Raw genomic sequence first — 20,066 nt, forward strand, 5'->3', positions numbered from 1 at the left:
TGGGGGCGACAGAAATCAAGGTCCGACGCATGCGGGTGTGTCGCAGGTGCCTCAAAAGGCGCAAGAGGGGCGGGAGCGGGCAGCTTACCTTGCTATTCTGTTTGGGTCGCGCTGGCAATAGCATAGGCTTTTTGCCGCAAAATCCTTGGAATTTTAAGGACTTTCGCTCTTGCGACGCAAGCGGTAGGGCGGCTAAACAACCGGCGTCGATGGTGAGCCTGGGCCGGAACTTTCTTGATGTCAAATTCCCGAAAGATTGCAGTTATTGGATTGGGTTATGTCGGGCTTCCCGTTGCGGTTGCTTTCGCGCGCAAGGGTCTTCCCGTCGTCGGTTTTGACGTGGACGTGAGCCGTGTCGCCGAGCTAAGCAAGGGGGATGACCGGACGCGTGAAGTCGACGCCGACGACCTTCGCCATGCTTCGCTGACGTTCAGCGTGGATCCCGCGGCGATCCGTAGCTCGGATTTTTTCATCGTCACCGTGCCGACGCCAATTGACGATGCGCACCGGCCGGATCTGGGGGCGATGATGGCCGCATCGCGGACGGTCGGTGGTGTACTCAAGAAGGGCGACATCATCGTCTACGAATCGACGGTTTATCCCGGCGCGATCGAAGAGGAATGTATCCCCATCCTGGCGGAGGTCTCGGGTTTGAAGCCGGGTGTGGACTTCGCGGTCGGGTACTCTCCCGAGCGGATCAATCCCGGTGACAAGCTGCACCGTTTCGAGACCATCATGAAGGTCGTCTCTGCTCAGGATCCGGAAACACTCGACATCGTTGCCGATGTTTACGGGTCCGTCGTGACGGCTGGCATTCATCGCGCGCCTTCCATCAAGGTGGCCGAGGCCGCCAAGGTCATCGAGAACACGCAGCGCGATCTCAACATCGCGTTCATGAACGAACTGTCGCTGATCTTCCAGGTCCTGAATATCGACACCGGCGACGTTTTGGCGGCCGCGGGCACCAAATGGAATTTTCTGCCGTTTCAGCCCGGCCTCGTCGGTGGCCATTGCATCGGCGTCGACCCCTACTATCTGACGTTCCGTGCCGAGCGAGCGGGCTACCATCCGGAGGTCATCCTCGCCGGTCGCCGGATCAATGATGGCATGGGTCAGCGCATCGCCCGGGAATGTGTTCGCATGCTGTTCCGCGGCAAGGGGAAGGGTGGCACCGTCACGGTCCTCGGTCTGACCTTCAAGGAGAACGTTCCGGACACGCGCAACTCCCGCGTGGTCGACATCATTCGCGAGCTCGAGACGTTTGGTATCCACGTGCAGGTGCACGACCCTCTCGCGAACGCGGAGGATGCGAAGCACGAATACGGGCTCACGCTCACTGATCTGGATGCCTTGCGCCCGGCGGATGCGGTGATCCTGGCCGTGGCACATGACAGCTATCTTGCGGGTGGCTGGCCGCTGTTTTCAGCGACTGTTGGACGGCGGAACCGGCCTCATCCTGGACGTCAAGGCGAAGCTCGAGCGCAAGGTGACGCCCGCCGGCATCGAGCTCTGGCGGCTATAGAACAATGGCTGAGAAAGCGATGTCGAACGATACACCACTGGTCACTGGAGCTGCCGGGTTCATCGGCTTTCATGTTACCCAGCGCCTCCTGGCGGCCGGCCGCAAGGTCGTCGGCCTGGACATCGTCAACGACTATTACGATCCGCGACTGAAAGAAGCGCGTCTCGAAATCTTGAAGCGCGATCCGAACTTCACCTTCGTGAAGCTCGACTTGACGGATCGCGCGGGCATCAAGTCGCTTTTTGCCGAGCATCGCTTTCCCGTGGTCGTACATCTTGCCGCTCAGGCTGGCGTCCGCTATTCGCTGGAGCATCCGCACGCCTATGTGGATGCGAATCTGGAAGGCTTCATCAATATTCTTGAAGGGTGTCGCCACAACGGGTGCGGACACCTGCTGTTTGCGTCGTCGTCATCGGTCTATGGCAGCAATACAAAACTGCCCTTTTCGGTGCACGACAATGTCGACCATCCGATCAGCCTGTATGCCGCATCGAAGAAGGCCAATGAGCTGATGGCGCACTCGTACAGCCATCTATACGGCATCCCTGCCACCGGATTGCGGTTCTTCACGGTGTATGGTCCATGGGGCCGTCCGGACATGGCCATGTTCATTTTCGCCAAAGCGATTTTGAGTGGAACGCCGATCAAGTTGTTCAACAACGGCGATATGCGCCGTGACTTCACCTTCGTCGACGATATCGCCGAGGCGATTATCCGCCTGATGGGGCGCCCACCTCAGCCGAAATCAATGCCCGCCACGGCCGCGCCCGATCCCTCGAGCAGCAGGGCGCCCTGGAAGATCTACAATATTGGCAACAACAACCCCGAGGAGCTGTTGCGCGTCGTATCTTTGCTGGAAAAGGAGCTTGGTCGGACAGCAATCAAGGAGCTGTTGCCGATGCAGCCCGGCGATGTGCCGGCGACGTATGCCGATATCGAGGATCTGACGCAGGACATCGGATTTCGGCCTTCGACCCCCATCGAGGACGGGGTCGCACGATTCATAAAGTGGTACCGGGAGTACCATAAGGTTTGACGCGGAGCCGACAGTCGTGGTCGGCAATGGACCGGGCTGCTCCCGCGCCCGGCGACGAATGTGGTGGGATCGGCGTGTCGTCCGTTGCCTGATCAGCGCATGGTCTTGCTTTATCCCGGATTTTCTGGGTAATGGAACGCTACCGTGCGGCTCGCAAGGCCGCTTGTTCCCTCGGCTTTTCGGCTGGCCACGATGGCTGGTCACGAGACAAGACAGGGCCTGTTGCATGATCAGATTTGGCCTGCTCGGGTGCGGGCGTATCGCCAAGCGCCACTCCGATCTCCTGGGTGGCAATCACATCGAAGAGGCGAGCCTGGTTGCGGTGTGCGATCCGATCCGCGCGCGCGCCGATGCGGTCGCTGGGGAAGTTCGGCGTTGCTGCGCACTACGACATGGACGAGTTCCTGGCGCGAAAGGACATCGACGCGGTTGCCGTGCTGACGCCGAGCGGGCTGCACCCGGCGCATGTGATTGCCTGCGCCAGGGCCGGCAAGCATGTCGTGGTCGAGAAGCCGATGGCGCTGCGGCTGCAGGACGCGGACGACATGATCCGGGCCTGCGATAAGGCCGGCGTAAAGATGTTCATTGTCAAACAGAACCGCTTCAACGTGCCGGTGGTCAAAGCGCGCGAGGCGCTCGATGCCGGCCGCTTCGGCAAGCTCATCCTGGGCACGGTGCGGGTGCGCTGGTGCCGCGACCAGGCCTATTACGACCAGGACGATTGGCGCGGCACCTGGGCCTATGACGGCGGCGTGCTGACCAATCAAGCCAGCCACCATGTCGACATGCTGGAGTGGTTCTTCGGCGACGTCGTGAGCGTGCATGCGCGCGCGACGACGGCGCTGGCCAAGATCGAAACCGAGGACACCGCCGTCGCAACGCTGAAGTTCCGCAACGGCGCGCTCGGGATCATCGAGGCGACCACCGCGGCACGTCCGACCGATCTCGAGGGCTCGCTGTCGATCCTGGGCGAGAAGGGCACCGTCGAGATATCGGGTTTCGCGGTCAACCAGATCCGGCACTGGCGCTTTGTCGACGAACTGCCGTCGGACAAGGATGTCGTCGAGAAGTTCTCGGTCAACCCGCCCAACGTCTACGGCTTCGGCCATCAGGCCTACTACCATCACGTGGTCGACTGCCTGGAGAACCAGCGCGCCGCGCTGGTCGACGGGCTCGAGGGCCGCAAGAGCCTCGAGCTGATTTCGGCGCTCTATGAGTCGGTCGAGACCGGCGAGGAAGTTGCGCTGCGCTTTACCCCGCGTTTGAGCCGGCTGGGTGTCGTTTCGTGAACCGGCCGGAAGTGCATCAGGTCGGCGTGCGCGATGTCGCGTTCGGCGCACGCGTCAAGGTCGTCGAGCCCTCCAATCTCTACGGCTGCAAGCTCGGCGACGATTGCTTCGTTGGGCCGTTCACCGAAATCCAGAAAGGCGTGGTCGTCGGAGCGCGCACCCGCGTGCAATCGCATGCCTTCGTCTGCGAACTGGTCACCATCGGCGAGGATTGCTTCGTCGGTCATGGCGTGATGTTCGTCAATGACACGTTCTCGACCGGCGGCCCGGCACGCGGCCGCAAGGAGCTCTGGCGCGAGACCGTGATCGGCAACCGGGTGTCGATCGGCTCCAACGCAACGATCATGCCGGTCCGGATCACCGACGATGTCGTCATCGGCGCGGGAGCGGTGGTGACCAAGGACATCACGATATCCGGCACCTATGCCGGCAATCCGGCGCGCCGGCTGCTGGCGGGCCGATAGGGGACGATTGATGGCTGTGCCGTATGCCGACCTGCAACTGCAGTACCAGTCGATCAAGGGCGAGATTGATGCGGCGATCGCCGGCGTCATCCGCGACAACGCCTTCATCCGTGGCGGCTACGTCGACGCCTTCGAGCGGGAGTTCGCCGCGGCCGCGGAGGTCGCCCACTGCGTGTCCTGCGCCAACGGCACCGATGCGCTTTACCTCGCCATGCGGGCGCTGAAAGTGAAGCCCGGTGACGAGGTGATCACGACCGCGCATTCTTGGATTTCGACCGCCGCGATGATCACTCATTCCGGCGCCAATGTCGTGTTCTGCGACACCGACGATGCGACGTTCACGATCGATCCGGCTGCGATCGAGGCCGCGATCACGCCGCGCACGGTCGGCATCATCCCGGTGCATCTGTACGGTCAGCCCGCCGACATGGACGCCATCATGGCGATCGCACAAAAGCACAAGCTGTGGGTGATCGAGGACTGCGCCCAAGCCCATCTCGCGCGCTACAAGGGCCGCATGGTCGGCACCTTCGGCGAGGCGGCGACCTATTCATTCTACCCCGGCAAGAATCTCGGCGCGATGGGCGATGCCGGGGCGGCCGTCACCAATGATGCGGCGCTCGCGGAGCAGATGGCCAAGCTGGCGCGCCATGGCGGACTGGTGAAGCACCAGCACCACATCGAAGGCATCAACAGCCGGCTCGACGGCATGCAGGCGGCGATCCTCTCGGCCAAGCTGCCGCATCTCGCCGCCTGGACCAAGGCCCGGCAGGCCGCGGCCGAGGTCTATGATGCCGGCCTGAACCAGATCGAGGAGGTCGTTGTGCCCGAGGTCGCGCCGGCGCGCAGCCACGTCTATCATCTCTATACGATCAGGCATCCGCGCCGCGATGCGCTCGCCGCCCATCTGAACGCCAATGGCGTGCAGACCGCGATTAACTACCCCACCGCGCTGCCACTGCTGCCGGCCTATGCGCGGTTCAACCACCGGCCGGAGCAATTCCCCAACGCACATCGCGATCAGGGCCGGATTCTCTCGCTGCCGATGTTCGCCGAGATCACTCGTCAGCAGCAGGACGAGGTGATCGATCTGGTTCGCAAGTTCTGATCGCGATCGTGGCCCCGTGCCGCGCGCGAGGCTCAGCTTCGCTGCAGCAGAGGCTTCAGGAACAGCTCCAGATTGGGACCTGAGAACAAGTATCCCTTTAGACCAGCGGCGCGCGCCGCCTCAAGATCCCTCGGCTGGTCGCCGACTAGGAAGCTGCGTTCGAGATCGATCGGAAAACGCTCCAGCAGGTCATTGATCATACCTGGCGAAGGCTTGCGGCGATAGCTGACCCGTCGATATCGCTCCACGATGCCTTCCGGATGGAAGGGGCAGTACTCGAAGGCATCGATATGGGCGCCGATCTTGCCCAGCTCAGCCGCCATCCAGTCGTGAAGCTGCTGGACCTGGGCTTCTTCGTAAAGCCCTCTTGCGACGCCTGACTGGTTCGTCACGACAAACGCAAAGTAGCCCATATCGTTGACGGCCTTTACAGCCTCGCGTGCGCCTTCGATCCAAACCAGTCTGTGGCATTCGAACAGGAAACCGATGTCTTTGTTCAAAACGCCGTCGCGATCGAAGAAAATGGCTGGCCTTCGCGCCTGATCTCCGGAAGCGCTGCTCATGAGGTGATGATCCGCCTGTCTCCACGTGGCACGAGCCGGTTCAATAGTTCACAACGTCGCGCGCGACAATGCGGTCTGGATCTTGTTCCGGGCGCCGGATGCACCAATTTCAGGTCACTGAGACTATCGCTCGTCTGCGATCACCTTGCCGTCGTTCGGCAGCGAACCTCTACCAACCAGCTCTACGGTACCGCCTAACTTGGTGACCGCACGCAGCGTCGCCTCAATCTCGCTCAGCAGGGCCTCCGGTGCCGAAGCGCATTCGGCTCTCAGCGTCATCGCGTCAGCCTCGCCGGCGCGCGTGACGACGAGGCGCAGCCGTCCGAGCTCGGGATGGCGCCTGGCGATTTCGGCCACCTGCTCGGGGCGCACGAACATGCCCTTGACCTTGGTGGTCTGGTCGGCGCGGCCCATCCAGCCTTTGATACGCATGTTGGTGCGTCCGCACGGGCTGGCGCCGGGCAGGGCGGCGGTCAGGTCGCCGAGCGCGAGGCGGATCCAGGGATGATGTGGATCGAGCGAGGTCACCACGATCTCGCCGACGTCCCCGGGCGCAACGGGATCGCCGGTGCCGGGCTTGACGATCTCCAGGATCAAATCCTCATTGACGGTCATCCCCTCGCGCGCCGGCGTCTCGAATGCGATCAGGCCGAGATCGGCCGTGCCGAAAGCCTGATAGGCCTCGACGCCGCGCGATTTCATCTCCCCCTGCAACGATTTCGGAAATGCGGCGCCCGAGACCAGGGCGCGCTTGATCGAGGACACGTCGCGGCCGCCCGCTGCGGCGGCGTCGAGCAGGATCTTCAGGAAATCGGGTGTGCCGCTATAGCCGACCGGGCGATAGGCCTCGATCAGCTCGAATTGCTGCTCGGTATTCCCTGGGCCAGCCGGGATCACCGCGCAGCCGAGCGCCCGCGCTGAGGCGTCGAAAATGAAGCCGCCGGGGGTGAGATGATAGCTGAAGGTGTTGAGAACCACGTCCCCCTCGCGAAAGCCCGCCGCAAACAACGCCCGCGCGCCGCGCCAGGGGTCCGCTTGGCGGCTTTCGGGCTCGAAGATCGGTCCGGGCGAGGTGAACAGCCGAGCAAACGAGCCGGGCTTGTCGGCCACGAAGCCGCCGAAGGGCGGGGCGGCCTTGTGCAGGGCTGGGAGTTCCGATTTGCGCAACACCGGCAGCCCCGCCAGCGTCTGCTGGCTGGTGATGGAGGCGGGGTCGGTGCCCCTCAGCAGGTTGGCATAGGCGGGCGCCGCCATCGCCCTGCGCAGCACATCCGGCAGCCGGGCGAACAGGGCGGCCTCGCGCTCGGCCGGCTCGCGCGTTTCAAGGGCATCGTAATGGTCGGTCATGGCAGGTCCTTGAGAGGATTTGCACAGGTGGCGTGCCGGTCCGCCCGTGCTATCAGACGGTGACCGCTGACATTGGGACGGTTCCAGGGAGCACGATGGCTGAGGCAGAGAGCGTTGCGGCGGACGGGGCCGCCGACGTCGTCGCGAGGTTGAAGCACCGCATCATCGACCACGCCTTGCCGCTGTGGTCGACGGTCGGCTGGGACGGAACGGGCGGCGGCTTTGTCGACCGGCTGCATCAGGATGGGACAGCCGACAACGCCGCGCCGCGCCGCCTGCTTGTGCAGGCGCGCCAGATCTATTGCTACGCCAAGGCGGCCCAGATGGGCTGGTATCCCGAGGGCCGCGCGATCGCGCTGAAAGGGCTGGACTACCTGCTGGCCAAGGCCAAGGCGCCGGATGGCAGGCCTGGCTTCGTCTTCAGCCTGACGCCGGACGGCGGCGTGCATAACCCGCTGCGCGACACTTACGGCCATGCCTTCGTGCTGCTTGCGCTGGCGACCGCCTATGGCCTCGACCAGGACGCCCAGATCCGCGCCGAGATCGACGCGCTGCTGTCGTTCTTCGACACCCAGCTGCGCTCGCCCCATGGGCGGCTTCCAGGAAGGCCTGCCGCCGTCGATGCCGCGCCGGCAGAACCCGCAAATGCATCTGTTCGAGGCGATGATCGCCTGTTTCGATGCGACCCACGATTTGTCGTTCCAGAACCGCGCCGGCGATTTCTTCGCGCTGTTCCTGGCCAATCTCTACGACAAGCAGACGCACACCCTCGGCGAATATTTCGAGGAGGACTGGTCGAAGATCCCGCCGGTCAGCGTCGAGCCCGGGCACCTCGCGGAATGGGTCTGGCTGCTGAAGGGATTTGAACGGATCACCGGTTGCCCCACGGGGCGCCCGCGCGGCGAGCTGTTGGCCTCTGCGCTGCGCTACCGCGACGCCACCGGCTGCCTGATCGACGAGGGTGATACGGAGGGCAACATCCGCCGCCACAGCAGGCGGCTGTGGCCGCAGAGCGAGCTGGCGAAGGCCTGGATAGCGCAGGCGGAATCGGGCGAAGCCGGCGCTGCGGACGAGGCCCGCGCGGCGCTGGTGCTGCTGGAGCGGCACTATCTCAGCCATCCCGTGGCCGGCGGCTGGTACGACCAGTTCGACCGCGAGGGCGCGTCGCTGGTCGCCATGATCCCGGCGTCGTCGTTCTACCATGTGCTCTGTGCGGTCACTGAGGCCGAGCAGGTGCTCGGATAGAACCGCCTTCCTGGTCTGATGCGTTTTCTGCACACGCAACTCCGCCCGAAAACGCTCGATACCCTCACAGCCAGCGCTTGCGCCGCTTGAAGCTCTTCAGGTTCTTGAAGCTCTTGCGCTGGTCGCCGGCGCCGCCGAGGTAGAATTCCTTGACGTCCTCGTTATCGCGCAGCTCGTCGGCGGAGCCGTCGAGCACGACCTTGCCCTGTTCCATGATGTAGCCATGGCTCGCGACCGACAGCGCGGCGCGGGCGTTCTGCTCGACCAGCAGGATCGTGACCCCGAGATCGCGGTTGATCTCCTTGATGATCGCGAACACTTCCTTGACCAGCAGCGGCGACAGCCCCATCGAGGGCTCGTCCATCAGGATCATCTTCGGGCGCGCCATCAGCGCGCGGCCGATCGCGAGCATCTGCTGCTCGCCGCCGGAGAGATAGCCGGCGAGGCCGGTTCGCTCCTTCAGGCGCGGGAAATATTTGAACACCATGTCGATATCGGCCGAGACCTCGCGGTCGCGCCGGGTGAACGCGCCGAGCCGCAGATTCTCCAGCGATGTCATGTCGGCGACGATGCGACGGCCTTCCATCACCTGGAAGATGCCGCGGCGGACGATCTTGTCCGGATCGATACCGTTGATGCGCTGGCCCTCGAACAGGATCTCGCCGCGGGTGACTTCGCCGTCCTCGGTCTTGAGCAGGCCGGAGATCGCCTTCAGCGTGGTCGACTTGCCGGCGCCGTTGGCGCCGAGCAGCGCCACGATCGCGCCCTTCGGCACCTCGAGGCTGAGCCCGCGCAGCACCAGGATGACGTCGTCATAGACGACCTCGATGTTGTTGACGCCGAGCAGTGGCGGCGGCGGGACTGCCGTCGGCACCGGGCGGGTGGCTTCGAGGGTTTCGTTCATGGTCTCGATCACTCTCCACGGTCGTCACCCGCGTTTCGTGCGCAACTGCGCACTAGAGCGGGTGACCCAGTATTCCAGAGACGCCGGCGATCAATCGAGAGGCCGCGGCGGACTGGATCCCCCGCTTTCGCGGGGGATGACGATTGTTGTCGAGGCTGCGCTGGTGGCAGCCTCACGACCTCACCAGCCAAACCATTCCGGCTTGCGCGGCAGTTCGACGGTCTTCACCTTCTCGAGCTTGATCGTGCCCTTGGTCATGAGGCCGTTGATGTCGCCATCGGTCGCGCCGGAAACCTTGGCGCGATAGAGGTCGACCTTCGTCGTCGGGCGATGATCCTTCTCGGTCCAGTTCGATGGATTGCAGACGCCGTCCATGCCGGCCGGCACCCAATCCTTCTTCTGGTAGAAGCCCTTGGCGACGTTCTCGCCGGTGGCGCCGCCGTTCTTGGCGGCCCAATCCAGCGCTTCCTTCATGTAGAGCGCGCTGCACACCGCGGCAATGTAGTGCACCGGGCGATAGATCTTGCCCGACGGATCGGACATCTTCGAGATTTCCATCACCGTCTTCATGCCGGGCGCGTTGCCGCCCCAGCCGACCGCCGTGCGCAGCGGGAAGATCACGCCGTCGGCGGCATCGCCCGCGGTCTTGGCGGCATTCTCGTCCATGCCCCACACGTTGCTGAGGAACTGGACGTCGACGCCGGCGGTCTTGCAGGCCTTCATGACCGAGATGTTGGAAGCTGCGGTGTTGCCGAGATAGGCGTAATTGGCACCGGAGCTCTTCAGGCTCAGGCACTGCGCCGAGTAGTCGCCGGGCGTCAGCGCGAACACCAGCGGCGGCAGCACCTCGAAGCCGAGCTCGGTGGCGAGCGCCTCACCGGCCGCCTTCGGCGCATTCGGATAGGGGTGGTTAGCGCCCATGTGGACGAATTTGGGCTTGCCAGGTTTGCCCCTCACCTTCCAGTCCTCGGCCGCCCAGGTCAGCTCGGCGCGCAGCGCATCCGAGTAGCTCGGACCGTAGAAGAAGTTGTACGGCGCGGGCTTGGCCTTGCCGCTGGTGCCTTCGGGATCGGTCAGTGCGGCCGCATAAGAGCCCGACATGTCGGGGATCTTGTCCTGGGCGAGGAAACCGGTCAGCGCCTCGGTGTCCGCCGTGCCCCAGCCCATGATCGCCGCGACCTTGGCGTCGGATGCCGACCACTTCTTGTACAGGGCGATCGCGCGCGGCACCTGGTAGCCATAGTCGTTGCTGTCGACGCTGAGCTGCTTGCCGCCGACGCCGCCGTTCTTGTTGACCCAGGCGAAGGTGTCGACGACGCCCTGGCCATAGGGCGTTCCGACATCGGAGGTGCCGCCCGAGAGGTCCTGCAGATGGCCGATGGCGATCTGCGCCTGCGCGGTGGCGGCCGCGCTGCTGACCAGCAGCGCAAGCGAGACCGAGCTCAAAAGGGATCTAATCGTCATTGTTGTTTCCTCCTGCTTTTATTCGTTGAACAGAATTTGAGTTGTTCCAAGCGTCAGTGCGAGAACGGATAGAGCTTCCAGTAGGCCTTGATCTGCCGCCAGCGATGCGCGAGGCCGTCCGGCTCGAACATCAGGAAGCCGATGATGATCAGGCCGATCGCGATCTCGCGCAGGAAGGTGATGTTGTTGTTGAGCTGCAGCGCCTTGTCGATGGCGCTGCCCTTCAGCCAGGCGCTCAGCCATTCCATCGATTCCGGCAGCAGCACCACGAAGGCCGTGCCCATCAGCGTGCCCATCACCGAGCCGGTGCCGCCGATGATGACCATCGCCAGGAACAGCACCGAGCGTTCGATGCCAAAGCCTTCCTGGGAGACCACCAGCTGATAGTGCGCGTAGAGCGCGCCCGCGATCCCGGCAAAGAAGGCGGCAAGTCCGAACGACAGCGTCCGGTACTTGGTCAGGTTGATGCCCATGATCTCGGCGGAGAGATAGTGATCGCGGATCGCGACCAGCGCGCGGCCGTCGCGGGTGCGCATCAAATTGGTGACCAGCAGATAGCTGATCACCATGTAGGCGAGCACGATGTAAAAATACTGCCGGTCGCCGCGTAGCGTGTAGCCGAAGATCGAGAACGGATTGGCGCTGGCCGGCACCGAGCCGCCCGAAAACCAGTCGGCGCGCGAGAAGAAGTCGAGCAGGATGTACTGCGCGGCGAGCGTTGCGATGACGAGGTAGAGCCCCTTGAGTCGCGCCGCCGGCACGCCGAACACCAGGCCGACCAGCGCCGTGATCACGCCGGCGAGCGGGATCGCGAAGAACACCGGGATCGGCGCGTTGTTGGAGATGTAGGCCGAGGTGAAGGCACCGAACAGGAAGAACGCGGCGTGGCCGATCGAGATCTGGCCGGTGAAGCCGACCAGCACGTTGAGGCCGAGCGCCGCGATCGCGAAGATGCCGATCTGGATCGCGATCGAGAGCAGGTAGTTGGACAGCAGCATCGGCGCAAAACAGGCGAGCGCGATGCCCAGAATCGCGAAGTTGCGGCTGGTCGCGGTCGGGAAGATTGTGGTGTCGGCCGCGTAGCTGGTGCGGAAATCGCCCGACGGGATGAGGGTGCTCGTTGCCATTGATCAGACCCGCTCGATGTCTTTGGTGCCGAACAGCCCGTACGGCTTGATCATCAGGATGATGATCAGGACGTAGAAGGGCGCGATCTCGTACAGATTGCCCCAGTGCAGATACTCGCTGTCGACATACTGGGCGACGTTTTCCAGCAGCCCAATGATGATGCCGCCGAGCACGGCGCCGCCGACCGAGTCGAGCCCGCCGAGGATCGCCGCCGGAAACACCTTGATGCCATAGGCGGAGAGGCCGGACGACACGCCGTTGACCACGGCGACCACGACGCCGGCGACTGCCGAAACGGTAGCCGAGATCGCCCACGCCATCGCGAACACGCTCTTCACGGAGATGCCGAGCGATTGTGCGACCTGCTGGTTGAAGGCGGTGGCGCGCATCGCGAGGCCGTACTTGGAGGCACGGAAGAACCAGGCCATGCCGACCATCATGGCAAGTGAGACCACGAGGCTCATGACATAGACGGTCTGGATCTGCAGTCCGAACAGGCTGACCGATTGGCTCTGGAACACGCGCGGGAACGGCTGCGGGTTGACGCCGAAGATCCATTTCAGCGCGGCCTGGAACACGGTCGAGAGCCCGATCGTCACCATGATCACCGAGATGATCGGTTCGCCGATCATCGGCCGCAGGATCACGACCTGGATCGCGATGCCGAAGATGAACATGAACACCAGCGTGATCGGCATGCCCACCCAGAACGGCACCTGGTACTTCGTCAGCAGCGCCCAGCACACCCAGGCGCCGACCAGCAGCAATTCGCCCTGCGCGAAGTTCACGACCTGCGTCGCCTTGTAGATCAGCACGAACGACATCGCGACCACGCCGTAGAGCGTGCCGACCCCCCCCCCCCCACGAGGCCATTGACGATCAGCTGGATCAGGAACTGGATGTTCATGCGATGTCGCCAAATTTGCAGATCGTCATCGGCGGGCTTGACCGGGCGATCCATCGCGAATGAAGACCCTTGCGAAGGGGATGGATGCGCGGGTCAAGCCCGCGCATGACGGCCGAATATGCGGATCGAGCGGCTTGAATGGTCATTCCGCGGCCTCCGCGATCACAGCGCGGCTGAGATCGACGACCTCGAGCGTAGTGCGGACGCGCTGCGTCGTACCGTCCTGGAAGCGGATCACGGTGTCGACGGGGATGTTGGCCTTGCCGCGGTAGATCGCGTCGATGATATCGGCATATTTCTCGTTGATGACGCCGCGACGGACCTTTCGGGTCCGCGTCAGTTCGCCGTCGTCGGCATCGAGCTCCTTGTACAGCAGCAGGAAGCGCGAGATACGTTGCGCGGGCGGCAGGGTGGCGTTGACCGTCTCGACCTCTTTCTTCAACAGCGCGTAGACCTCGGGCCGCGAGGACAGGTCGGTATAGGTCGTGAATGAGATCCGGTTCTTTTCCGCCCATTTCGAGATGATCGAGTAGCGGATGCAGATCATCGCGGCCAGCGCGTCGCGGCCGGCGCCGAGCACGACCGCTTCGGCGACATAGGGCGAGAACTTCAGCTTGTTCTCGATATATTGCGGCGAGAAGCGCTCGCCGCGCGAAGTCTCGGCGAGGTCCTTGATGCGGTCGATCACCACGAGCTGCCGGTTGTCGTTGTAGTACCCGGCGTCGCCCGAGTGCATCCAGCCGTCGTTGATGTCGGCGACCGATGCTTCGGGGTTCTTGTAGTAGCCGTGGAACATGTTGGGGTGCCGCACCACGATCTCGCCGACGCCGTTGACGTCGGCATTGTCGATGCGGATCTCGATGTTGTCGGCCATCGGAACGCCGGTGGTATCGGGATCGACCTTGCCTTCGGGATGCAGCGTGTAGGCGCCGAGCAGCTCGGTCTGGCCGTACAGCGTGCGCAGCGGCACGCCCATCGCCTGGAAGAACTTGAAGGTATCCGGCCCGAGCGCCGCGCCGCCGGTTGCCGCCGAGCGCAGCCGCGTGAAGCCGAGCCGGTCGCGCAGTGCACGGAACAAGAGCTGGTCGGCGAAGACAGAGCGCGTGCCGTCGGCGAGCGCCGCAAGCCCGGTCTTCATGCCGAGCTCGTAGAGCCGCTGCTTGAACGGCGAGGCATCCATCACGCCGGCGCGGACGTCGGCCGCGATCGATTCCCAGACCCGCGGCGCGAACAGCACGAAGGTCGGCGCGATCTCGCGGAAGTCGTTCATCATCGTCTCGGGCTCTTCGACGAAGTTGACCTTCATCCGGGAGAGCAGCGCTTTGCCCAGCGCGTAGATCTGTTCCATGATCCAGGGCAGCGGCAGCACCGAGACATACTCGTCGTCCGGCCCCTTCGGATCGAAGGCGAGATAGGTCGCGCAGTGCCGCAGCACGCGCCCGGCCGAGAGCATCGCAAGCTTGGGATTGGCTGTCGTCCCCGAGGTCGTGCAGAGGATTGCGACGTCCTCGGCGCGTGTGGCGTCGACCAGCCGGTCATACAGCCCGGGCTCGCGCGCGGCGCGATCGCGGCCCAATGCGACGAGTTTGCCGGCCTCCATCAGCCTCGGATCGTCGTATTTCCGCATGCCGCGCGGGTCGGAATAGACGATGTGCTTGAGATTTGGCACGCGGTCGGCAAGGCCGAGCAGCTTGTCGACCTGCTCCTCGTCCTCGGCGAAGGCCAGCTTGGCCTCGCCATAGGTCAGGAGATAGGAAGCCTCCTCGTCCAGCACGTCGCGGTAGAGGCCGAGGCTCATCGCGCCAATCGCGTGGCTGGCGATCTCGGCCGCGACCCAGTCCGGCCGGTTGTCGCCGATGATGCCGATCACGTCGCCGCGGCCGAGGCCGAGCTCGACCATGCCGAGCGCGAAATCATGGGTGCGGGTCTGGTAGTCGTTCCAGGTGAATTCGCGCCACAGCCCAAGATCCTTCTCGCGCAGCGCGATCTCGCCTCCGTGCTCCCTGGCGTTCAGGCGCAGCATCTTGGGAAAGGTGTCGGCCTGCGCGGCCCGACCGGCATAGTCCATCATGCCGCGCTCTCCCGCACCGCCGGCTTGTCGTCAGGATCGACCAGCACCTCGTCCTCCTCGCCGAGATAGGCGCGCTTGACATGGGGGTCGGCGAGCACGGCCGCCGGATCGCCCTCGGCGATCTTGCGGCCGAAGTCGAGCACCATGACACGGTGGGAGATGTCCATCACGACGCCCATGTCGTGCTCGATCATCATGACCGTCATGCCGAACTCTTCGTTGAGATCGACGATGTAGCGCGCCATGTCCTCCTTCTCTTCGAAGTTCATGCCGGCCATCGGCTCGTCGAGCAGGATCAGCTGCGGCTCCAGCGCCATCGCGCGGGCGAGCTCGACGCGCTTGCGCAAGCCGTAGGGCAGGGTGCCGGCGGTCGCCTTGCGCACCGACTGCAGATCGAGGAAGTCGATGATCTCCTCGACCTTGCGGCGGTGCTCCAGCTCCTCGCGGCGCGCGCCGGTCAACCAGTACAGCGATCCCGTGATGAAGTTGTTCTTCAGCAGGTGATGGCGGCCGACCATGATGTTGTCGAGCACGCTCATATGGTGGAACAGCGCGAGATTCTGGAAGGTCCGGCCGATGCCGAGGCGGGGCCGCGCGTTCGGGGTAAGGCCCGTGATATCCTGGCCGCGATAGAACAGCTGGCCTTCGGTCGGCCGGTAGCGGCCGGAGATGCAGTTGACGATCGAGGTCTTGCCGGCGCCGTTCGGGCCGATGATGGAGAACAGCTCGCCCTCGTTGACCCCGAAGCTCACTTCGGTCAGCGCGCGGACGCCGCCAAAGCGCAATGAGACTCCGCGCACCTCGAGACTGTTAGCCACCCTGTTCCCTCCAGATACGGGCGCTTTGGCGCGCTCTTTATCTTCGCTTCGATCTGACTTCGATCTTACATGGGCCGCTGGAGGGAGACCATCCGACTAACGAAGCCGGCGTTCGGGAGCATCGCTGGCCCCAATCGCCTGCGTCATGCGCGGTAACGCCGCACCCCGCCTGCACGCCCATCTCTCGCGTCGTCCGCGGTCAGCGATCCATCAAGGCGCTGCACGCGGCGTTAGGCGAGGTGGCTCTGAATACGAGAAAGCGATAGGTTGAATTGTCATGTGCCCGACAATTGGTCAGGAATTTTCGCTGGCAAATGCAGGAAGCGAGTTCCTGGCTTCGAGCACGGCGTTGCTGCGGTGCAATATCGTGTCAGTATCTTTGGGGTGGGATGTCGTCGCCAGAATGATTGCTGCTGATTACCTCAAGCGCATCGCGGCCTGGTCGCGCGAACTGAGCGAGCAAGAGATCGAGATCGCGCGCGCCGGCATTTCCGAGAAGTCCTACCGCGCCAACGAATTCGTCTTCATGCGCGGCGACAATTTCCAGTACTGGACCGGCATCGTCACCGGGCTGGCGCGGATGGGCATCGTCTCGCGCGGCGGCAAGGCGGCGAGCTTCGCAGGCCTCACCGCCGGCGCCTGGTTTGGCGAAGGGACCGTGCTCAAGAACGAGGCGCGGCGCTACGACGTGGTCGCGCTGCGTGACACGCGCCTGGCGATGATGGACCGCCGGACCTTCGTCTGGCTGTTCGAGAACAGCGTCGGCTTCAACCGATTCCTGGTGGGATCGCTCAACGAGCGGCTCGGCCAGTTCATCGCGCTGCTCGAATATGGTCGCACGCTGGACGCGACGGCGCGGTTGGCGCGCTCGATCGCCTCGCTGTTCAATCCGATTCTGTATCCCGACCTCACCCTGCACCTGGAGATCACCCAGGAGGAAATCGGGGCCCTGTCCGGCATCTCCCGGCAGAACGCCAATCAGTGCCTGAAGCGACTCGAGCGCGAGGGGCTGTTGCGGCTCGAATATGGCGGGGTGACCATCATCAACCTCGACCGGCTGCGCCACTACGGGGAGTGACGGGTTCCGGGCGCTTTTGGCCCATTTTCGCAGGCTTAAAGTCCTGATTCCAAACGCTTGAGCCATTAGACTTGGAGGAGGCTGGATGCTACAGACCGGCCTCGTCGGGATCGCGCGGTCTCGCGCTCTCTGGAGATGACATGGCGGCTCAGGACTCAAAACGGCGCGTTGCGCTGATCACCGGCGTTACGGGACAGGACGGCGCGTATCTTGCCGAATATCTGCTCGGTCTCGGCTATACCGTGCACGGGATCAAGCGGCGCTCGTCCTCGTTCAACACCGCGCGCGTCGACCATCTCTATCAGGACCCGCATGCCGGCAACGTGCCGTTCCTGATGCACTATGGCGACATGACGGATTCGACCAATCTGATCCGCCTGATGCAGCAGATCCGGCCGACCGAGATCTACAACCTGGCTGCCCAGAGCCACGTCCAGGTCAGCTTCGAGAGCCCGGAATATACCGCCAATGCCGATGCCATCGGCGTGCTGCGCCTGCTGGAGGCGATCCGCATTCTCGGCATGGAGAAGGAGACGCGGTTCTATCAGGCCTCGACCTCGGAGCTCTACGGACTTGTGCAGGAGGTGCCGCAGAAGGAGACTACGCCGTTCTATCCGCGCTCGCCCTATGGCGTCGCCAAGCTCTACGGCTATTGGATCACCGTGAACTACCGGGAGGCCTATGGCATGTTCGCCAGCAACGGCATCCTGTTCAACCATGAGAGCCCGATCCGCGGCGAGACCTTCGTGACGCGCAAGATCACACGCGCCGTCGCCCGCATCGAGGTCGGTCTGGACAACAAGCTCTATCTCGGCAACCTCGATGCCAAGCGCGACTGGGGCCATGCCCGCGATTATGTCGAGGGCATGCACAGGATCTTGCAGGCGGACGAGCCGGGCGACTTCGTGCTCGCGACCGGCGAGACGCGGTCGGTCCGCGAATTCGTCGAGCTGGCGTTCGCCGAGGTCGGCCGCAGCATCGAATGGCGCGGCAAGGGTGTCGAGGAAATCGGCATCGACAAGGCGTCCGGCCAGACCCTGGTTCAGATCGACCCGACCTATTTCCGTCCGACCGAGGTCGATCTTCTGATCGGCGACGCCAGCAAGGCGCGCGCCAAGCTCGGCTGGGCGCCGAAGACGCCGTTCGCGCAACTGGTGAAGGAGATGGTCGCCAGCGATCTCGTCGAGGCCAAGCAGGATGCGGCCAATGGCAAGCGCGGCGTTTGAACTGAAGGGCAGGACGGTTTTCGTTGCCGGCCATCGCGGCATGGTCGGCGCTGCGCTGATGCGCCGGTTGGCACGCGAAGAGGCCGATCTGCTGACGGTGTCGCGCAGCGAGGTCGATCTGCGTGACCAGGCCGCGGTGAGCGCCTGGTTCGCCGCGAAGCGGCCACAGGCGGTGTTCCTCGCCGCCGCCAAGGTCGGCGGCATCGTCGCCAACAGCACGCTGCGCGCCGAATTCCTCTACGACAATCTGGCGATCTCGACCAACGTGATCCAGGCGGCCCATGCTAACGGGTGCGAGAAGCTGATGTTCTTCGGCTCGTCCTGCATCTATCCGCGCCTCGCGCCGCAGCCGCTGCGCGAGGACTCGATGCTGAGCGGCCCGCTGGAGCCGACCAACGAGCCCTATGCCATCGCCAAGATCGCCGGCATCAAGATGGCCGAAGCCTATCGCAGCCAGTACGGCGCCGATTTCATCAGCGTGATGCCGACCAATCTGTACGGTCCCGGCGACAATTATCATCCCGAATACAGCCACGTCGTCGCCGCGTTGATCCGCCGCTTTCACGAGGCCAAGGTCTCGGGTGCCGGCAATGTCGTGGTGTGGGGCACCGGCACGCCGCGCCGCGAATTCCTCTTTGTCGACGATCTCGCCGATGCCTGCATCCATCTGATGAAGACCTATTCCTCGCCGGAGCTGGTCAATATCGGCACCGGCGAGGACATCACCATCGCCGAATTCGCCCGCGTGGTCGCCGCGACCGTCGGCTATAGCGGTGAGATCAGCTTCGACACCTCGCGCCCGGACGGCACGCCGCGCAAGCTGCTCGACGTCAGCCGGCTCGCCAAGCTTGGCTGGCGCGCCACGACCTCACTCGAGGATGGCATCAAGCTCGCCTACCAGGCCTATCTGAGCGAGACCAAGCAGGCGGCGGAATAACCGTTGGATCGCTCCGGGTCGTCATTGCGAGGAGCGAAGCGACGACGCAATCCATCTTCTCGTCACGTCCCGAAATGGATTGCTTCGCTGCGCTCGCAATGACGGGGGCGAATGTTAGCGCGCCGCCGCGCGCGGCGGTGCCTTCGCCAGTGCCGTCGCCATCGCCGAGATCAGCGGCTTCATGAAGAACGCATCGTTCGCCGGGTAGATGTCGGTGGATAGGCCGTAGGTCTTCAATTCGTCCGACACCACGGGCCCGACGGAGGCGATCGGGGTCTGCTTCAGGCCCTCGCGCAATTGCGCCTCGCACCGATGCGCCTGCGCCACCTCGATCAGGCGTCGAACCTGACCCGAACTGGTCAGCGCGATCGCATCGATGCGGCCTTGCGCCATTTCCTCGATCGCGGTCACGATGTTGGCGTCGGCGGCTTGCGCGTCATAGACATAAGGCAGCACCGTATCGACCTCGGTGCCCTGCGCCTTGATCGCGCCGATCAGGGTGGCGTGATCCTTGTCCGGATAGAGCTGCAGGCCGAGCCGATGGCCGCTCAGGTCAAGCTGCGACAGCATCTCGGCGACGCCTTCCGAGGTCGGCTTCTCCGTCGTCATTTGCGGCTCCAGTCCGATCTCGCGCAGCCCGCGGCCGGGCTTGGGGCCGCGGGCGAACTTGCGCGTCTTGGCGAGGCTATCGACGAACTCCGCCTCGACCCCGATCCGGCGCACGACCTTCATCACCCGGCGCAGGCCTTCACCGGTCATCAGCACGAGGTCGTCGAGCGGCCGCTCGATGGCGCGGCGAATCCAGGCCTCGATCGGCGCCGGGTCCGGCGCGTCGTGGATGGTGAACATCGGGCATTGCAGCACGTCGGCGCCCTGCTCGGCGAGCAGGCGGGAAAACTGCGCCTCCTCGCGCGTCTCGAGGATCAGAATGCGGTAGCCGTTCAGCCGGTCAGCCATGA

Annotated in this window: 15 protein-coding genes and 3 pseudogenes; 9 read left to right on the top strand and 9 right to left on the bottom strand. The window is 64.0% G+C overall.

Features of this window, described 5'->3' with window-relative positions:
* The first annotated feature begins 237 nt into the window (after positions 1–237).
* The 5 genes and pseudogenes from ACVWW1_RS02965 to ACVWW1_RS02985 all read left to right on the top strand — a co-directional run bounded on the left by ACVWW1_RS02965 (position 238) and on the right by ACVWW1_RS02985 (position 5,419).
* Positions 238–1,522: pseudogene (locus ACVWW1_RS02965) on the top strand (nucleotide sugar dehydrogenase).
* Positions 1,523–1,541: 19 nt separating this feature from the next.
* Complete coding sequence (locus ACVWW1_RS02970; RefSeq protein ID WP_456656608.1) at positions 1,542–2,558, top strand: NAD-dependent epimerase; 1,017 nt, start codon at positions 1,542–1,544, stop codon at positions 2,556–2,558.
* A 350-nt stretch (positions 2,559–2,908) separates the two neighbouring features.
* The gene (locus ACVWW1_RS02975) at positions 2,909–3,847 is read left to right on the top strand and encodes a Gfo/Idh/MocA family protein (protein WP_456654799.1); all 939 of its coding nucleotides are present in this window, start codon (positions 2,909–2,911) and stop codon (positions 3,845–3,847) included.
* Positions 3,844–4,311, top strand: coding sequence for an acyltransferase (locus ACVWW1_RS02980; protein WP_456654800.1), 468 nt, complete (start codon positions 3,844–3,846; stop codon positions 4,309–4,311). Before ACVWW1_RS02975 ends, ACVWW1_RS02980 begins: the two co-directional genes overlap by 4 nt.
* Positions 4,312–4,321: 10 nt before the next feature.
* On the top strand, positions 4,322–5,419 hold the full coding sequence (locus ACVWW1_RS02985; RefSeq protein WP_456654801.1) for a DegT/DnrJ/EryC1/StrS family aminotransferase: 1,098 nt from the start codon (positions 4,322–4,324) through the stop codon (positions 5,417–5,419).
* A 32-nt stretch (positions 5,420–5,451) separates the two neighbouring features.
* On the opposite strand, the gene ACVWW1_RS02990 is transcribed toward ACVWW1_RS02985, so the two are convergent.
* Positions 5,452–5,982: an HAD-IIIA family hydrolase gene (locus ACVWW1_RS02990; protein WP_456654802.1), complete on the bottom strand. Its 531-nt coding sequence runs from the start codon at positions 5,980–5,982 to the stop codon at positions 5,452–5,454.
* Positions 5,983–6,105: 123 nt separating this feature from the next.
* Positions 6,106–7,329, bottom strand: coding sequence for a phenylacetate--CoA ligase family protein (locus ACVWW1_RS02995; RefSeq protein WP_456654803.1), 1,224 nt, complete (start codon positions 7,327–7,329; stop codon positions 6,106–6,108).
* Between the two features lie 95 nt (positions 7,330–7,424).
* On the opposite strand from ACVWW1_RS02995, the pseudogene ACVWW1_RS03000 reads away from it, so the two are divergent.
* Positions 7,425–8,574: pseudogene (locus ACVWW1_RS03000) on the top strand (AGE family epimerase/isomerase).
* A gap of 64 nt (positions 8,575–8,638) precedes the next feature.
* Here the strand turns inward: ACVWW1_RS03000 and ACVWW1_RS03005 are convergent.
* The 6 genes and pseudogenes from ACVWW1_RS03005 to ACVWW1_RS03030 form a co-directional block, all read right to left on the bottom strand.
* Entirely contained in the window at positions 8,639–9,478 is an 840-nt protein-coding gene (locus tag ACVWW1_RS03005; RefSeq protein WP_176530131.1) for an ABC transporter ATP-binding protein, read from the bottom strand.
* Between the two features lie 180 nt (positions 9,479–9,658).
* Positions 9,659–10,942, bottom strand: a complete 1,284-nt coding sequence (locus tag ACVWW1_RS03010; protein WP_456654804.1) for an ABC transporter substrate-binding protein — start codon at positions 10,940–10,942, stop codon at positions 9,659–9,661.
* Between the two features lie 53 nt (positions 10,943–10,995).
* A complete protein-coding gene (locus ACVWW1_RS03015) occupies positions 10,996–12,069 on the bottom strand; it encodes a branched-chain amino acid ABC transporter permease (protein ID WP_456654805.1) in 1,074 nt (357 codons plus the stop codon).
* Between the two features lie 3 nt (positions 12,070–12,072).
* Positions 12,073–12,977: pseudogene (locus tag ACVWW1_RS03020) on the bottom strand (branched-chain amino acid ABC transporter permease).
* A gap of 142 nt (positions 12,978–13,119) precedes the next feature.
* Positions 13,120–15,048 carry an AMP-binding protein gene (locus ACVWW1_RS03025; protein ID WP_456654806.1) on the bottom strand — a complete coding sequence of 643 codons (1,929 nt, stop codon included), beginning with the start codon at positions 15,046–15,048 and terminating at the stop codon, positions 13,120–13,122.
* Positions 15,045–15,866, bottom strand: a complete 822-nt coding sequence (locus ACVWW1_RS03030) for an ABC transporter ATP-binding protein (protein WP_106328397.1) — start codon at positions 15,864–15,866, stop codon at positions 15,045–15,047. Before ACVWW1_RS03030 ends, ACVWW1_RS03025 begins: the two co-directional genes overlap by 4 nt.
* A 403-nt stretch (positions 15,867–16,269) precedes the next feature.
* Here ACVWW1_RS03030 and ACVWW1_RS03035 point away from each other — a divergent pair, with 403 nt between their 5' ends.
* The 3 genes from ACVWW1_RS03035 to fcl all read left to right on the top strand — a co-directional run bounded on the left by ACVWW1_RS03035 (position 16,270) and on the right by fcl (position 19,107).
* Positions 16,270–16,944: a Crp/Fnr family transcriptional regulator gene (locus ACVWW1_RS03035; protein WP_456654807.1), complete on the top strand. Its 675-nt coding sequence runs from the start codon at positions 16,270–16,272 to the stop codon at positions 16,942–16,944.
* A 140-nt stretch (positions 16,945–17,084) separates the two neighbouring features.
* The gene (gene gmd, locus ACVWW1_RS03040; RefSeq protein ID WP_456654808.1) at positions 17,085–18,170 is read left to right on the top strand and encodes a GDP-mannose 4,6-dehydratase; all 1,086 of its coding nucleotides are present in this window, start codon (positions 17,085–17,087) and stop codon (positions 18,168–18,170) included.
* A complete protein-coding gene (gene fcl / locus ACVWW1_RS03045; protein ID WP_456654809.1) occupies positions 18,142–19,107 on the top strand; it encodes a GDP-L-fucose synthase in 966 nt (321 codons plus the stop codon). The genes gmd and fcl overlap by 29 nt, the downstream gene beginning before the upstream one ends.
* A gap of 114 nt (positions 19,108–19,221) precedes the next feature.
* Here the strand turns inward: fcl and ACVWW1_RS03050 are convergent, their stop codons facing one another.
* Positions 19,222–20,064: a uroporphyrinogen-III synthase gene (locus tag ACVWW1_RS03050; protein ID WP_456654810.1), complete on the bottom strand. Its 843-nt coding sequence runs from the start codon at positions 20,062–20,064 to the stop codon at positions 19,222–19,224.
* Positions 20,065–20,066: the final 2 nt, after the last annotated feature.

This window comes from Bradyrhizobium sp. JR3.5 (assembly GCF_054057015.1).